Consider the following 14,990-nt stretch of genomic DNA (forward strand, 5'->3'; position numbering starts at 1 on the left):
CAAACGACGCAAGGGGCCACCAAATGGATGCTCCTCGAATGGACGAATCTCCCCCGCTGAAGCCACGGAGAATCATCCTCCACCTGATCGGCGGTCCGTACGTCACCATCGACGACCGCCCCCTCGTGCTACCCGAGGGATCCATGCGCCTCCTGGTGTTCGTCTCGATCCAGGGACCGAGCAATCGGCGGCACATCGCCGCCACGCTGTGGCCCGATGTCAACGCGTCCCGGGCAGCGGGAAACCTCCGCTCCGCCCTGTGGCGTCTACGACCGGCCGGGGTCGAACTGGTGGCGTCCACCACCCGCACGATCTCCTTGGCCGCCGACGTCCTCGTCGACGTCGCCCAACTCGACCACTGGTCCGACCGGGTGCTCAACGGTCGCGCAACAGTCGACGACCTGCTGACCGGACTCCCCGTGGATACGTTCGACCTACTCCCGGAATGGGACGACGATTGGGTGGTGGCGGAACGGACTCGGCTGCGACAGCGAGCACTGCATGCGTTGGAGGCAGCCGGGCGCGATCTGCTCAGCCTGGGCCGCCACGCGGACGCCCTCACCTCAGTCCTCTGCGCGGTCCGGGCAGATCCGTTGCGGGAGAGCGCCCGTCGGCTGTTGATCGAGGTCCATCTGGCCGAGGGCAACCGCACCGACGCCCAACAGGTCTACGCCAGCTACCGCGCCACGCTGCGCCGGGAACTGGGTATGGAACCCTCCCGTCAGCTGGCCGCCATCACGTTTTCCGAGTTGGCCATGTCGGGGGCGCAACCGACGCCCCCGACCGCCCGTCCTACAGGTATTTCCAGGCCCGGACGACGGTGACGGCATCACTGTCGTCCCACCACATGTCGACGCGATTCGCGGCGAAGGCAACCTGTGCCAAGCCCTGCTCGTCGGCCGGTTCGGACGTGCCCGCTGCTCGCCAGGTCGTGCCGTCGAACGTCCAGAACGTTCCGGACGAGCCGCCGAAGTAGTGATCGAGCAACAAGTACGTTGCCGTTCCGTTCCCAGCCGAGGGGGATCCGTCCGGCGCGGCGGCCGGCATGATGGTCGGCTGTTTTGCCGACCGGACCGCCGGAGCCGGCGGTGGCTGCGTTCCGTCCGGCGCGGACGCGCGGCGCGCGGTGGCCTGGGCGAGCTTCTCCCTGACCGATGCACTTGGTTCGTTCATTGCTGACCTCCAGGTCGTCGTCATTGATGGACGCTGAGGCGAGAGGGGACTTTCGCCTGGTGGTGCGCTCGAATTTCTCGTTATGCGAAGGACCTCCAACCCCGGGTGATGTCGATTTCGAAGTTGTCCCACCAGACGTCGACCGGGTTCGCGGCGAAAAGGTCTTGGGCGACCCCGGCCAATTCGTCATCACCAATCGACCGGGCCAGCCATTCGCCGTCGACGTAGGCCCACAGGGTTGCCCCTCCGGAGGAGTACCGGTCGACCAACAGATACTGCGCCCGCCCGTTGCCCGGATCCACCGACACGGAGATCTCGGCCGACGCGATGCCGTTCGCCACCACGGAGAGTTGGTAGGACGCAGTCGGCACCGATGCCGGCACCGTGAACTGGGTGCTCACCGACTGGCTACCGGTCGCGACGCCCATGGTCGAATGCCAGGCCGTGCGGCAGTAGTACATACCGCCGGTCGATGAGTTGCGTAACCGGACGATCGGGTAGTTCGTGGCCATCTGGGCGTCGTCGCCGTAGCTCACGGCCTGCGACAAGCCGTTCAGCTGCTGGCCGATCAGGGTGTACGTCCCGCCGGGATGCAGGTCGGCCGGGCAGGAGGTGACGACGGGCAGCCAACTCGTTTGTGGGCCCGGGTCCGGCTGGTAGAGGCAGATGTGGTTGGTGCCGGAGGAGTACAGCACCTCGCCGGTGGGCAGCAGCAGCATCCGTCCCTCGTAGACCACTTGGTTGGCGTTGGGCGGGTCTGCGATCCGGTTCAGGTTCGTGCCGTCGAACTCGAAGAACATGGTGGGCGTGGGCCAGTCGTCGGCGCCGTCGGCAGCGGGCCCGGCCACACACAGCACGCGCCCGTTCGGCAGGAGGCATCCGGGCGCATCCTTGGCCTTCAGCAGCCTTCCGGATGAGTCGGTCGGGAAGTCCGGCCCGGCCGCCCAGGTCCCGGTACCGGTCGTGTCTCCCGAGGGCGTGTACAGGGCGGTGTGCCCGGTCGCGCCCACGCAGAACACCCGGCCATCAGGGAGCAGCAGGGCCGGACCGATCTCGATGGACGAGGCCTGCACGAGCTCGACCGGAGTCCGTCCGGCGCTGATCCATCGCCCGGTGGAAGGGATATAGCGTTCGGCGTTGGGATGATTGGCGCAACTGACGGTCAGAATCGATCCGTCGGGCAACAAGGTCCAGGTTTCCTCGTTGGACCGGGCGGCCATGTTGCCAGAGGCCGACCAGGTGTTCGTGGTGGCGTCGTAGATCGCCGTCCGGCTGTCCGACAGACTGCCGATCAGCAGGCGGCCATCGGCCAGCAAGCATCCGGCAGCATCGCCGACCTGGGCCCACCCGGGATTGCCGATGTCGGACCAGGAGTTGGCCAGCGGGTCGTAGATCTCGCCCTTGTTCGTATCGCTCCCGGCATCGCTGTACTCACCACCGGATACCACGACGCGGCCGTCGGCCAGCACCGCCGAAGCGAAGTAGGTCCGACTGTTCGCCATGTCGGCCAGGGTCGACCAGCTGCCGTTGAGGTAACTCCCGTTGACGTCCGGGGTCAGCCGGTACCAGCTCCGGGTGCCCTCGGACTGGCACATGACGGTTCCGTCGGTGAGCAGCAGCATGGTGCTGGCGTTGAAGTTCGGTTGGTTGTTCAGATCGATCCATGAACCCATGGCACACCTTCCCGATGAGTGGATTGGCATTTGGCCCCGATCGGGCCGGCACGAGCTGACGGGTCCGCTGGCGCTGCCCGGGCGTCTGCGTCAGAGGCAGGAGCCGGCCCCGTTGGACCATTCGAGCTGGACCGTGTACGCGCCGAGCTTGCGGGATTTCCACGCGCAGATGTCCCCGATCTCGCCGTTCACGTCGTCGTACCAGCCCTGCCCCGGCACCGGATCGGTGATTGCCTCGCACAGTTCGTGAGAACTCGTCGAGGTCAACGCGTCGAAATCGGTCAGGCCGGCGGTGCAGCCCTGACATCCGGGGTACGGCATGGCCGCGTAGTACAGATTGCTGCCATCGGCGCCGGTGAAGTTGTTGTGGTAGCCGCAGAACGCCTGACAGGAACGCGAGCCGCCTTGCACGACGGCGACCCCGGGCGGCAGGTACACGAAGAACAGGGTGTTGTCGTCGGGGGTGGGAAAGGCGGCGTTGCCGCTGATTTCGCGGCTGAGCATGTGCTGGATACGGGTGTCGGCCACAACGTGCTTGTGAGCCGGCGTGGTGACGACGGCCCGCCCGATCCACGACCCGTGCCCGATCGGTCGGCCGGCCACGCCGTATTCGGCGAGCTGGTCGATCAGCGGGCTGGTGAGGATGGTCCCGAAGAAGTTGTCCAGGTCGGTCGCCGTCGCGTCGAGCGGCGAGCTCTCCCATTCCGCTCCCCAGTACACCGTGAAGACCTTGACGTTCGTCAGCAAGGGTCCGTTCCGATAGGTCAGATGCGGAGCGGCGGCTGGGCCGACGGTGGGGGCCAGCAGGTCGCCCGAGACGTGCAACGGCACGATCCGAATCGCGTCGGTCGCAGGACTCACCACGACGTCGGCCTCTTGATGCAGTGTCATCCTCGATCACCCCTCGTTGTCTGTGCCCGGGCATCCGTGGCGCCGGACCGCGATGTGCCCACTATCGCGCGCACCCCGTCACCGGAGCGTCACCAGTTCGTTCTGCGACGTCCCACGGCAAGGGCGAGGGAGGCGCCGACCGTGAGCCGCGCTTAGTATCTGTGTCTCGTTCGGCTCCCGTTCCCCTGCCGTTGGCGATCCGATCGGGCGCCCTGCCTAGGGTCAGACTTCCGCCCGACCACGTGGAGGTTGTTGTATGTCCAAGGTTTCTCGCAGAACGTTCATCGGGGGCGCCGCCGCCGTCACCGGGGCGGCGGCGATGTCCGCCGCCCTCCCGGCCACCGAGGCCGCAGCCGAAGCGCCGCGCACGCCGCACCCGCACCCGCACCCGCACCTGCACGGCGACATCCGGGACGTGAAGCACGTCGTGGTGTTGATGCAGGAGAACCGCAGTTTCGACCACTACTTCGGCAGCCTCAAGGGTGTCCGCGGGTTCGGCGACCGCTCCACGATCACGCTGCCCGGCGGCCTGTCCGTCTTCCAGCAGCCGACCACCATGCCCGGCGTCCCGGTCACCATGACCCAGTACCCCTGGCACCTCAGCGACGCCCCGGTGTCGGCCTACCCGGCGGGTCACCAGCCGCCGAGCTCCGAGACCGGAGCCCAGGGCTACGGCGGGACCTCGCACAGCTGGGACGACCAGCACGGCGCCTGGTTCGGCGGCCTGATGAACGGCTGGGTGTTCGCCAAGGGCGGCCTGACCACCCTGGGCTACCTGAACCGCAAGGACATCCCGTTCCACTACGCCTTGGCCGACACCTACACGGTCGGCGACGCCTACCACTGCTCGGTGCTGTCGGCGACGGGTCCGAACCGCACCTACCTGTGGAGCGGAACCATCGACGCACAGCAGAAGTTCAGCAGCTACACCGCCTTCAACGGCGGTGACGAACTGGGCCGGAACCTGCTCTGGCCGAGCTACGCCGAGACCCTGCAGGACGCGGGCGTCAGCTGGCGGGTGTACCAGGGCGAGGACGACTACGGCGACAACGGCCTGGAGTACTTCAAGACCTTCGCCCAGTACGACCCGACCCAGGGCGGCACCCCGGCGCCGGGGAACGTGTTCTACGACAACGGCGTCAAGAACGTGCCGGAACCGGTCACCGGTCTGACCGCCAACGCCGACAACCTGGCCAACGCCATCCGCGCCGACGTGGTGGCCGGGACGTTGCCGCAGGTGTCCTGGGTGGTGACGAACCAGGCGTTCTCCGAGCACCCCGACGGTGCGCCCAACGACGGCGCCTACTACATCCACGAGGTGCTCAAGGCGCTGAACGCAGATCCGGAGGTGTTCAACTCCACCCTGGTCGTCATCGACTACGACGAGAACGACGGCCAGTTCGACCACGTGCCGCCGCCGGTGCCGGCACCCGGGGAGAAGGACGAGTTCTACCTGGAGAACGGCGGGACGCTGGCGAAGTACGGCCTGACCAAGCCCCTGCCGGTCGGCCTCGGTTTCCGGGTGCCCCTGATCCTGATCTCGCCCTGGACCCGCGGTGGATTCGTCACCTCCGAGGTCTCCGACCACACGTCGGTGATCCAGTTCATGGAGCAGTGGACCGCGGCCATCGGCAAGCCGGCCCGATGCCCGAACATCAGCGACTGGCGCCGCAAGGTGTGTGGCGACCTCACCAACGCCTTCGATTTCAGCTCCCCGGTGTTCGGTTTGCCGACGCTGCCGGCCACCACCGTGATCGGTGACCCGGCCGGCGGGTCGTACAAGCCGCCGGTGACCACGAACGCCATGCCCGAGCAGGAGGCCGGACACAAGCCGGCCCGTCCCCTGCCCTACCAGCCGAACGCCAACCTGGACGCCGTCACCGTCGGCTCCGACGGGCAGCTGCACGCCGAGCTCTCCCTGAGCAATACGGGCCCGCACGTCAAGAAGGCCAGTCACTTCGCGGTCTACAACAACGTGGCGCCGGATCAGTCGCTGGCCGACTACCCGGGCCGGTTCCCCGGTCAGCACACGGTGGAGGCCTCGACCTCCGCCCACACCAAGCCGACCAAGGTGACCGTCGACATCACCCCCGGGAGGTACGACCTGACGGTGGTCGGACCGAACCGGTTCCTGCGCCACTTCACCGGTGACACCACCGCTTCCGGCGCAACGGCCCAGACCGAGGTCGAGTACCACGACGGCGGGTTCGGGCACCGCCCGAAGCTGATGCTGCGCCTGATCAACACCGGCACCAAGGCGGTGACATTCACGGTCACCGCCGAGAACTACTCGACGGACCGGCCGCAGAGCTACCGGGTTGCCGCGCACAGCACGGCCGTCCATCCGGTCAATCCGCTCAAGGCCAGCGGCGGCTGGTACGACCTGGCGGTCAAGGTGAACTCGGACGCGGCCTGGTCGCGTCGCTACGTCGGGCACCTGGAGAACGGGCGCGACAGCATCACCGGCTGATCGCCCATTCGCCTTCGGTGCCGGCGAGCGCGAGCATGCTCGCCGGCACCGAAGGCGCCGGTCTCTTCAGCCATTCGCGGGTTGCCCCGAGTAACGCCCAGAGGCACGGTGGATCGGTGGCCTGCCCGACCGCAGGACACGCCTTCCGGATCCCCGACGAGTCGGCGAGGAGCACAGCATGACACCGGAGATAGAAGTCCAGGAGATGGGGCCCGAGCCGGCCGCCGTGATCAGATTCGCCGCGCCGGTGAGCCAGATCGGCGAACAGGTGGGTCGGATATTCGGGGAGGTCATGTCCTATCTGCAGTCGGCCGGTATTCCGCCCGTCGGTCCGCCATTCACCGTGTATCCGGACATGGAGGCCGATGCCGACGGCAACTGGCATGCCATCTCCGGGTTCCCGGTGGCCCGAGCCGTTGTCGGCAATGGCCGGGTCGAACCGTACGAGTGGCCGGGCGGCGACAAGGTGGTGGTCGCGACTCACGTCGGCCCGTACGACGCGCTCGAACACACCTACAACGCCATACGCAGCTGGATGCAGGAGCACAACCTCGAGTCGGCCGGCCCGATGAAGGAGAGTTACCTCTCCGATCCGGACCAGCAACCGGATCCTTCCGAATGGCGCACCGTGATCTTCTGTCCGGCCGCGTAGCGTCCGTCACCGATCACCCGGACGGCCGGCGCGGGCGCATCTCCTAGGCTGGGCGGATGCATCCATCTTCGGGGTCGACTGCCCTCCTGACCGATCAGTACGAGCTCACCATGCTCCAGGCGGCCCTGGCCGACGGCAGCGCGAGTCGCCGGTGCACCTTCGAGGTGTTCGCCCGCCGGCTGCCCAACGGGCGTCGCTACGGCGTCGTGGCCGGCACCGCCCGGGTGCTGGACGCGGTCGAGAACTTCCGCTTCACCCCGGAAGTGCTCACCCACCTGCAGCCGATCCTCGACGCCGAAACCCTGGATCACCTGGCCCGCTGGAGGTTCGACGGGGACATCGACGGTTACCCGGAGGGCGAGCTCTTCTTCCCCGACTCGCCGGTCCTGTCGGTGACCGGATCCTTCGGATCCGCGGTGATCCTGGAGACGGTGATCCTCTCGATCCTCAACCACGACTGCGCGATCGCGTCGGCCGCGGCCCGGATGCGGTCAGCCGCCGCCGACCGGACGATCATCGAGATGGGATCGCGCCGCACCCACGAGGAGGCGGCGGTCGCCGCCTCGCGGGCGGCCTACATCGCCGGCTTCACCGCCACCTCGAACCTCGGGGCCGGATTCCGATACGGGATCCCGACGGCCGGTACCGCGGCGCACGCCTTCACCCTGCTGCACGACACCGAGGCGGCCGCCTTCGCCGCTCAGGTCGAGTCGCTCGGCAAGGAGACCACCCTGCTGGTCGACACCTACGACATCACCCGCGGCATCGCGACGGCCATCGAGGTCGTCGGCCCGAACCTCGGCGCCATCCGCATCGACTCCGGTGACCTGGGCGTCCTGGCCCGGGCCGCGCGGGACCAGCTCGACGCTCTCGGAGCGGTGGACACGAAGGTGGTCCTCTCCGGCGACCTCGACGAGTATGCGATCGCCGCGCTGCGCGCGGAGCCGGTCGACGTCTACGGCGTCGGCACCGCGTTGGTCACCGGGTCCGGTGCGCCGACGGCCGGCATGGTCTACAAGATGGTCGAGGTCGACGGGCGTCCGGTGGCCAAGCGCAGCCTGAACAAGCAGTCCACCGGAGGGGCGAAGGGGGCGATCCGCCGTCATCGCAGCACGGGCACGGCCACCGAGGAACTCGTCTACCTGCTGTCCGGCCCGGTTCCCGAGCCGCTGGACGGGGACCGGACGCTGCCGGTCCCGCTGATGCGCAGCGGCGTCCGGGTCGACGGCCAGTCCCTGCAGGATGCACGCGATCGGTTGACCCAGGGCCTGGTCAGCCTGCCCTGGGAAGGCCTGAAACTGTCCCAGGGTGACCCGGCCCTGCCCACCGTCATCCACCCCCACTCCTAGGAGAACGCCTTGTCCCGCACCACCTTCGACTCGACAACCGCGCTGGTCGTGGTCGACCTGCAACACGACTTTGCCGACCCTTCCGGCTCCCTGTACGTGCGCGGCGGGGAGGAGATCCTGCCCGGCATCGTCGAGCAGATCGAGGGCACGCTGGCCGCCGGCGGCCTGGTCGTCTACACCCAGGACTGGCACCCGGAGCACACCCCGCACTTCGCCGCCGACGGCGGGATCTGGCCCGTCCATTGCGTCATGGGGTCCCCGGGCGCCGCGTTCGTACCCGGCCTGCCCATCGACGGGCCGGTGGTACGCAAGGGTTCCGGCCCGGAGGACGGCTACTCGGGCTTCTCGGTGAAGAACCTGGAGACCGGGGCCACGGTCGGCACCGAACTGTCCACCCATCTCGACGAGAACGGCATCATGGCCATCACCGTGGTCGGGCTGGCCGGCGACTGGTGCGTGAAGGCGACCGCGATCGACGGTGTCGCCCTCGGCTATCGCACCACCGTCCCGCTCTCCCTGACCCGCTTCGTCGAGCTGCACCCCGGTGACACCGAGGCCGCCGTCGATGCCATGAGGGCGGCCGGCGTGGTGGTCACCGACTGACTCTCCCGGTCCGCGGTCGTCGAGTTTTCGGGCCGGGAAGAGCCTGACGACTTGCGCATCCCGAAGCAGCTGCGTCGAGAATCAGCCGCGGCAACGCGAATCGGCCATGGCCGGCCACCGAGAACGGGGGCCGGCCATGGCTTGTCGCGTGGCACCGCTGATTCTCTGCGGGATCTCTACTTCAGGCCGACGGCCTTCATCACGTTCGCGCTGTCCGCGGTACCGAGCTTGACGAAGATCGGCACCTGGCTCAGCGATACCGAATACCGGGCGATCGTCAGGGGGCCCTTGACGACCTTGTGGTTGTTCACATCGAACCACTTCCCGGGCGGCAGGTGCACGCTGCGTGTGGTGCCGGCGGTCAACATCGGCGCGACCAGCATGGAATCACCGAGCAGCCACTCGTCGCCGATGCTGTAGCCGGCCTGGTCGGAGGGATAGTCGAAGAAGATCGGCTTGATGATCGGTTCGCCGGTCTTCTCCGTCCGGGCGATCTGCGCCTGAATGTAGGGCAGCAGATTCTGGTGCAGCGCAACGGCCTTCTTGTAGAGCTGCACGGTCTGCGGGTCATAGGTCACCGTATTGCCGTTCTGGTCGGTGACCCCGAGCGGCGACGTCGAGGAGTACATGCTGGGGATCACCGCGGCCGCCTGGGCCCAGCGGACAAGCACCTCCTTGGTCGGCGGGGTTCCGCCATCGGAGCCCCCGATCATGTCGGTCGTGACGTACGGGTAGCCGACCGTTGACAACGCCAGCACCTGGTGGAACGCCGCGCCGAGAGACGCCCAGCTGGTGCCCTTGTCGATCTCCCGCGTGGTGAAGCCGTACTTCTGCGCGCCGGTCCAGTGCGTGCGGATACCCATGCCGAGCAGGTCGTACTGGCTGGCGAACTTGGCCCCGAGGGTGGTGTAGTCCTGCGCCGTGGTGCCGGGGTCGGTGGCGCAGGACGGATCGTAGAAGCGGGTGTCGAACTTGAATCCGTCCACGCCCAGGCTCGTCTTCAGCGCCGCGATCTGGTCGGTGAACCATTTGTTCGCGGCCGGGTTGGCCAGGTCGACGATGCCTGCGGTGCCGTTCCACCACGTGACGGTGCACGGCTGGCTCGGGTCCGCCTTCGATTTGAGCAAGTACCCCTTGGCTGCGGCGATCTGATAGTTGGCCGAGTCCAGGTTCTCCCAGAGAGTCATCCAGAGACCGAATTTCGCGCCCATCGCGTGGATCTGGTCCACCATCGCCTTGGGGTCGGGGAACTTGCTGTTGAAGGTGAAGTCGCCGTAGTGCGACATCCACCCGTCGTCCAGGCTGAACGAGCTGGCCCCGATACCGGAGGCGTGAATGCCCTTGGCCCAGTCCAGGAACTTCTGCTGGGTCACCGTGGTGTAGAACTGCGCCCAGGAATTCCAGGCCGGTGCGGCGAATTCATCGACCGATGGGCTGGTAGTGGGATGACCGGCCACGGCGATGTAGTCGTTGTAGACCTCTTTGGGGTTGCGCCCCACGTAGACCGTCGAGGTGAGGGTGTCACTGGCCTCCACCGAGAAGATGCCTTCGTGCGGGGTCTGCGGCGCGGCGATCGAGACCGACATGTTGGTCTGGGTGGCCACCGACAGACCGGTTCCGGCCTGGGTGAACCAGAACGGCTCGTCCATGTTGTACGAGGCGGCCGAGAATTCGCTGTCCTGCACGGTGCCGCTGTCCAGCGGCCAGGGCTGATCGGTGTACGGACCGCCTGCGGGCGTCGTCGCCTCCCCGTGGCCGTACCAGTGGCCGGAGGCGGTGAGGTTGAAGTCCACTGCGATCGACCCCGGAGCGGTGGTCGGGGCCACGGTCAGGGCGTACTGGCCCGGCGATGGAGCAATCGTGACCTTGGCCGTGATCCCTCCGGCCGAGGCGACGGTGAGCATCAGCTTGTTCGCCTCGTACGCGGCCGAGACCACGCGGCTGGCAGTCACGTTCGTGCCGCCCGTGGTCACCCAGGACACACCGGAGGAACCCGTTGCCAGCACGGTCTTTCCGGCCCGGACCGTGGTGATCCGGAACGGGTCGATGCCGACCCTGATGTCGTACGCCGGCTTCCGGCCGCTGGCCGGCACCGAGAGCGACAGCGTCCTGTGGCCGACGTTCGACGCGGCCGCCGACTGTGCGGAAGCCGCGGATGGAGGTGCCACCGCCGCGGACGGAGGTGTCGCGGCCGCGCTGACCGTCGATCCGGCGGTCAGCAGTGCCAGGGCGCAAACGGCTGCGCCCCAGCGGAAACCATTTGTTCGAGTCATGCCGTCTCCCCACGTGGTTGTCGGCTCAGATTGAGTCCGGCCCGATGAGTTGGTCACCCATTTGATCGAGAATGCTCGACTGTGCGCTTAAACGATCATATTCGAGCATCTTAGGGCGACTGCGGAACGAGTCAACCCCTTCGGGCCACTGAATCAGTCCAGACCCACGGGAAAGTTAGGCAAGTGAACGAGCGCAAATGAGCATGGCGTTGCGCGTATCGTCCGTTTGATGCGACAGCAAGACCGATTGGGGCTGATCCTGGAACGCCTGAATCTCCAGGGCACGGTAGGTGTGCCGGAACTGACGGAGCAGCTGTCGGTTTCGGCCGCGACCGTGCGGCGTGACCTGCAACTGCTCGAATCCCAGCAGCTGCTCAGCCGTACCCACGGGGGCGCCGTCAGCGCCGGCGTGCTGTACGAGCTGCCGATGCGGTACCGGGGCGGCCAGCGCCAGGATGCAAAGCGAGCCATCGCGCAGTGCGCCGCGCGGTCGCTGCCGGCCGGGGCGTTGGCGGTAGCGCTCAACGGCGGGTCCACCACCACCGAGGTCGCCCGGGCACTGGCCGCCCGGACCGGGCTGCGCGTGGTCACCAACGCGTTGAACATCGCGGCCGATCTGGCCGTCCGGTCGAACATCGACCTGGTGGTGTGCGGTGGGAGCGCCCGGAGCCAGACCTACGAGCTCGTCGGACCGCTCGCGGAGATGACCTTGGCCCACCTGAACGTGGACGTCGCGTTCATCGGCGTGGACGGACTGAGCGCCGCCGCCGGCCTGACCACGCACAGCGAGCACGAGGCGCACACCGACCGGGCCCTGCTGCACGCGGCCTCGCGGGTCATCGTGGTGGCCGACTCGACCAAGCTCGGCCGCCGCGCCTTCGCCCGCATCTGCGAACTGCGGGACGTGTCGGACGTCGTCACCGACGGCGAGGCCGACCCGGCGGCGTTGGCGGAATTGGAGCGCGCCGGGGTTCGCGTACACGTGGCGGCGGTCGACGGCACCGTTCTGGGCCGTCCGGAACGCGCAGGGTCAGGCGAATCGTTCGGGGCGGAACGCATCGAGCAACGGTGAACGTTTTCCGGTGACGACCTCCGCCGCCAGGAGCTCACCGATGATCAGGCCGAGGGTGGCGCCACTGTGCGTGAACGCCACGTGGTAGCCATCCACACCGGGCAGGGCGCCGAGCACCGGCTCCCCGTCGCCGGGGATCGGCTTCAGCCCGATGCCCGTCGATTCCACGACCAGGGCGGGATTCCCGTCCAGGACGGCGGAGGCGGCGCCCAGAAGCCGTTCGACGGTATCGGCCCCGGGCTGGTAGGTGCCGTCCGGGCCGAGCTCGAGTTCGGCTTCGGACCAGGCCGAATCCAGGACGAATGACCCACTGGGGGTCGGGCGCACCGCGACGCGCGGAGTGTTCAGCACCGCTGTGAGGGGATGGTCGATCGGCGCCGTGCGGACCAGCAACGCGGGGGTGGTGCCGTCAGGGATGTTCACTCCGGCCGCGGCTGCGGCCGCCGGCACACTCGGACCGGTGGCCAGGACAACGGCATCGACCTCCAGCGGACGGCCCGCGTCGGTGTGCACCGCCCTGACCCGATCACCGCGCACCTCCACGGATGCGTCGCCGCGATTCTCCAGGATCTCACCCCCGGCCGCGCGGAACCGTTGCGCCAGAAGCGCAATGAGCGACGGCAGATCCACCCAGCCTTCGCCGGGATTGAACACTGCGCCGTCGGCGGGAACCGAAGCCGGGTCGACGCCGGGCGTCCAGCCGGCAATCTCCTCCGGGGCCAACCAACGGGCGTCGTACCCGACCGACTGCAGGTGCTCGAAGGCCTCCCGGTGACCATCGTCACCGGCGGCCGCCCAGGTCAGCCCGCCGTCGAAGCGGAGGAAATCAGGTCGTTCCCGGGCGGCGAGTGTGCGATACCGGTCGATGCCCAGCAACCGGAGATGGTGGTAGGCCGGGTTGCGGGTCCAGAACGAGTTCAGCCAGGACAACGATCGGCCGGATGCGCCCTCCCCCAGCCGATCTCGGGTGATGAGGGTGACCTGGGCCCCCTGCGCCGCCAGGCCGGCGGCGGTCGAGATGCCCAGAACGCCGCCGCCGATCACAGCGACCTTGGTGTGCGATGCCATCAGGTTTGTTCCCCATTCGAAATTCCAGGTGTGTCGAAGATTCGGGTCCGGCGCAGGCGTGAACCCCGTGCGACGTCGTCGACCCAGTGCCACGGCCCCGCCACGGAGCAGCGGCCGCCGGTTCCCGGTCAGAGAACCTCGGCGAGAAAGGCTTTCAGGCGAGGGCTCTGCGGATCGTCGAAGATCTGGTCCGGCGGTCCGTCCTCCACCACCTGCCCCTGGTCCATGAAGACGACCCGATGGGCCGCGCGGCGGGCGAAGCCCATCTCGTGGGTCACGACGGCCATGGTCATTCCCCGCTGCGCCAGGTCGGCCATCAGCGACAGCACCCCCTTGACCAGTTCCGGGTCCAGCGCGCTGGTGGCCTCGTCGAACAACATGGCCTCGGGACGCATGGCCAGAGCCCGCGCGATCGCCACCCGCTGCTGCTGGCCACCGGAGAGCTGCACCGGGCGGTAGGTGGCCTTGTCACTCAACCCGACCTGCGCGAGGCCGGCCAACGCCCACTCCCGCGCCACCTCCTTGGACAGCTTCTTGACCCGCCGCAACGGCAGCGTCATGTTGTCCAGCACCGTGCGGTGTGGAAATAGGTTGAACTGCTGGAACACCATTCCGACGCGCTGGCGCAACAGATCCGCCGACATGGTGAGCGTGCTCTCGCCGTCGAGCAGGATGTCGCCCCCGGTGGGCTGTTCGAGGCGATTCATGCACCGCAGCGCGGTCGACTTGCCCGACCCGGACGGTCCGATGATGCAGACGACCTCACCCTGCGCCACCTCGAAGCTGACGCCGTGGAGCACCTTGAGGGGACCGAAGCTCATCGTGATCTCCTGGACGGCAAGGCTTCCGCCGTCGAAGCGCTCGAGATTCACCGGGTCGCCGGATGCATCGATCGGCATGCTCGTCGACGACGGGACGTTCGTGGTGGCTTTCATGCCGGTCTCCTGGATCAGTGACATCAGTGACGCTCCATCGGCATCAATACCGGTTGGTCGGGCGCAGCTTCGCCATCCAGCACGACGAGCGGTTCGGCGACCGGGTGGGGGCGGCCTTCGCGGAGCCGCTTGTCGATGAAGTTGATCAGATGGGTGAGCGGGATCGTCATCAGCAGGTAGAGGATCCCGGCGGCCACCAGCGGCGAGAGGTTGGCGGTCGTGACCGCCGTATCCTGACCGATGCGGAAGATCTCCCGCTCGGAGGCCACCAGCCCCAGGAAGTACACCAGGCTGCTGTCCTTGATCACCGCGATGAACTGGTTGACCAGCGACGGGAGCACCCGACGCACCCCCTGCGGAATGACGACGAGCAACATGGCCGAACCACGCGTCATTCCCAGGGCCCTGGCCCCTTCCAGCTGACCCTTCTCCACGCTCTGGATGCCGGCCCGCAGGATCTCGCCGGTGTAGGCCGCGGTGATCAGGGCCAGGGCGAGGATCGCCAGCGGGTACGGAGACGGGCCGAACATCCGCATACCCAGCGGCGCCAGTCCCTGTCCGAGCACCAGGATCGTCAGGATCGCCGGCAGGCCACGGAAGACGTCGGTGAAGATGCGAGCCGGCAATCTGATGTACCAGCGAGCCGACAGCCCCATGACGGCCAGCACCATGGCCAGGACGAAGCCCAGGATGGACGAGCTCACGGCCAGGATGATGGTGTTCTTCAGGCCGGTCGCCAGCAGGTCAGGAATGACCTGCTTGATGTACGTCCAGTTGAAGAACGTCTCCAGAAAGTTGTTCATCGGTGCACGCCCTTACTGTGCAGGAGCG

13 protein-coding genes are annotated in these 14,990 nt (G+C 67.7%); 6 read left to right on the forward strand and 7 right to left on the reverse strand.

Features of this window, described 5'->3' with window-relative positions:
- Nucleotides 1-38 precede the first annotated feature (38 nt).
- Nucleotides 39-824 carry an AfsR/SARP family transcriptional regulator gene (locus BLS97_RS00090; RefSeq protein ID WP_157695076.1) on the forward strand — a complete coding sequence of 262 codons (786 nt, stop codon included), beginning with the start codon at nt 39-41 and terminating at the stop codon, nt 822-824.
- Here the strand turns inward: BLS97_RS00090 and BLS97_RS00095 are convergent.
- The 3 genes from BLS97_RS00095 to BLS97_RS00105 form a co-directional block, all read right to left on the reverse strand.
- Nucleotides 793-1,173 carry a hypothetical protein gene (locus BLS97_RS00095; protein WP_090473999.1) on the reverse strand — a complete coding sequence of 127 codons (381 nt, stop codon included), beginning with the start codon at nt 1,171-1,173 and terminating at the stop codon, nt 793-795. The genes BLS97_RS00090 and BLS97_RS00095 overlap by 32 nt on opposite strands.
- Nucleotides 1,174-1,253: 80 nt before the next feature.
- Nucleotides 1,254-2,846 carry a Kelch repeat-containing protein gene (locus tag BLS97_RS00100; RefSeq protein WP_090474000.1) on the reverse strand — a complete coding sequence of 531 codons (1,593 nt, stop codon included), beginning with the start codon at nt 2,844-2,846 and terminating at the stop codon, nt 1,254-1,256.
- Nucleotides 2,847-2,936: 90 nt separating this feature from the next.
- Nucleotides 2,937-3,737, reverse strand: a complete 801-nt coding sequence (locus BLS97_RS00105; protein WP_090474001.1) for a hypothetical protein — start codon at nt 3,735-3,737, stop codon at nt 2,937-2,939.
- A 256-nt stretch (nt 3,738-3,993) separates the two neighbouring features.
- On the opposite strand from BLS97_RS00105, the gene BLS97_RS00110 reads away from it, so the two are divergent.
- The 4 genes from BLS97_RS00110 to BLS97_RS00125 all read left to right on the forward strand — a co-directional run bounded on the left by BLS97_RS00110 (nt 3,994) and on the right by BLS97_RS00125 (nt 8,811).
- Nucleotides 3,994-6,207 carry a phosphocholine-specific phospholipase C gene (locus BLS97_RS00110; RefSeq protein WP_090474002.1) on the forward strand — a complete coding sequence of 738 codons (2,214 nt, stop codon included), beginning with the start codon at nt 3,994-3,996 and terminating at the stop codon, nt 6,205-6,207.
- Between the two features lie 178 nt (nt 6,208-6,385).
- The gene (locus tag BLS97_RS00115) at nt 6,386-6,859 is read left to right on the forward strand and encodes a GyrI-like domain-containing protein (protein ID WP_090474003.1); all 474 of its coding nucleotides are present in this window, start codon (nt 6,386-6,388) and stop codon (nt 6,857-6,859) included.
- Nucleotides 6,860-6,915: 56 nt separating this feature from the next.
- The gene (locus BLS97_RS00120) at nt 6,916-8,208 is read left to right on the forward strand and encodes a nicotinate phosphoribosyltransferase (protein ID WP_090474004.1); all 1,293 of its coding nucleotides are present in this window, start codon (nt 6,916-6,918) and stop codon (nt 8,206-8,208) included.
- A 9-nt stretch (nt 8,209-8,217) separates the two neighbouring features.
- Nucleotides 8,218-8,811, forward strand: coding sequence for an isochorismatase family protein (locus tag BLS97_RS00125; RefSeq protein ID WP_090474005.1), 594 nt, complete (start codon nt 8,218-8,220; stop codon nt 8,809-8,811).
- Between the two features lie 176 nt (nt 8,812-8,987).
- Here BLS97_RS00125 and BLS97_RS00130 read toward each other — a convergent pair whose 3' ends face one another.
- The gene (locus tag BLS97_RS00130; RefSeq protein ID WP_090474006.1) at nt 8,988-11,084 is read right to left on the reverse strand and encodes a glycoside hydrolase family 31 protein; all 2,097 of its coding nucleotides are present in this window, start codon (nt 11,082-11,084) and stop codon (nt 8,988-8,990) included.
- A 229-nt stretch (nt 11,085-11,313) separates the two neighbouring features.
- Here BLS97_RS00130 and BLS97_RS00135 point away from each other — a divergent pair, with 229 nt between their 5' ends.
- On the forward strand, nt 11,314-12,156 hold the full coding sequence (locus tag BLS97_RS00135; protein WP_090474007.1) for a DeoR/GlpR family DNA-binding transcription regulator: 843 nt from the start codon (nt 11,314-11,316) through the stop codon (nt 12,154-12,156).
- Here the strand turns inward: BLS97_RS00135 and BLS97_RS00140 are convergent.
- The 3 genes from BLS97_RS00140 to BLS97_RS00150 all read right to left on the reverse strand — a co-directional run bounded on the left by BLS97_RS00140 (nt 12,115) and on the right by BLS97_RS00150 (nt 14,962).
- Nucleotides 12,115-13,224, reverse strand: a complete 1,110-nt coding sequence (locus tag BLS97_RS00140; protein WP_090474008.1) for an NAD(P)/FAD-dependent oxidoreductase — start codon at nt 13,222-13,224, stop codon at nt 12,115-12,117. The two genes, BLS97_RS00135 and BLS97_RS00140, sit on opposite strands and share 42 nt — an antisense overlap.
- A gap of 128 nt (nt 13,225-13,352) precedes the next feature.
- Entirely contained in the window at nt 13,353-14,183 is an 831-nt protein-coding gene (locus BLS97_RS00145; RefSeq protein ID WP_407938026.1) for an amino acid ABC transporter ATP-binding protein, read from the reverse strand.
- Nucleotides 14,183-14,962, reverse strand: coding sequence for an amino acid ABC transporter permease (locus BLS97_RS00150; protein ID WP_090474009.1), 780 nt, complete (start codon nt 14,960-14,962; stop codon nt 14,183-14,185). The genes BLS97_RS00145 and BLS97_RS00150 overlap by 1 nt, the downstream gene beginning before the upstream one ends.
- Between the last annotated feature and the right edge of the window lie 28 nt (nt 14,963-14,990).

Source organism: Nakamurella panacisegetis (assembly GCF_900104535.1).
GTDB lineage: Bacteria > Actinomycetota > Actinomycetes > Mycobacteriales > Nakamurellaceae > Nakamurella > Nakamurella panacisegetis.

Excerpts from the sequence above, each read along its gene's own strand:
- BLS97_RS00090 (WP_157695076.1), top strand. The coding sequence starts at position 39 with ATGGACGAATCTCCCCCGCTGAAGCCACGGAGAATCATCCTCCACCTG.
- BLS97_RS00095 (WP_090473999.1), bottom strand. The coding sequence starts at position 1,173 with ATGAACGAACCAAGTGCATCGGTCAGGGAGAAGCTCGCCCAGGCCACC.
- BLS97_RS00100 (WP_090474000.1), bottom strand. The coding sequence starts at position 2,846 with ATGGGTTCATGGATCGATCTGAACAACCAACCGAACTTCAACGCCAGC.
- BLS97_RS00105 (WP_090474001.1), bottom strand. The coding sequence starts at position 3,737 with ATGACACTGCATCAAGAGGCCGACGTCGTGGTGAGTCCTGCGACCGAC.
- BLS97_RS00110 (WP_090474002.1), top strand. The coding sequence starts at position 3,994 with ATGTCCAAGGTTTCTCGCAGAACGTTCATCGGGGGCGCCGCCGCCGTC.
- BLS97_RS00115 (WP_090474003.1), top strand. The coding sequence starts at position 6,386 with ATGACACCGGAGATAGAAGTCCAGGAGATGGGGCCCGAGCCGGCCGCC.
- BLS97_RS00120 (WP_090474004.1), top strand. The coding sequence starts at position 6,916 with ATGCATCCATCTTCGGGGTCGACTGCCCTCCTGACCGATCAGTACGAG.
- BLS97_RS00130 (WP_090474006.1), bottom strand. The coding sequence starts at position 11,084 with ATGACTCGAACAAATGGTTTCCGCTGGGGCGCAGCCGTTTGCGCCCTG.
- BLS97_RS00135 (WP_090474007.1), top strand. The coding sequence starts at position 11,314 with ATGCGACAGCAAGACCGATTGGGGCTGATCCTGGAACGCCTGAATCTC.
- BLS97_RS00140 (WP_090474008.1), bottom strand. The coding sequence starts at position 13,224 with ATGGCATCGCACACCAAGGTCGCTGTGATCGGCGGCGGCGTTCTGGGC.
- BLS97_RS00145 (WP_407938026.1), bottom strand. The coding sequence starts at position 14,183 with ATGTCACTGATCCAGGAGACCGGCATGAAAGCCACCACGAACGTCCCG.
- BLS97_RS00150 (WP_090474009.1), bottom strand. The coding sequence starts at position 14,962 with ATGAACAACTTTCTGGAGACGTTCTTCAACTGGACGTACATCAAGCAG.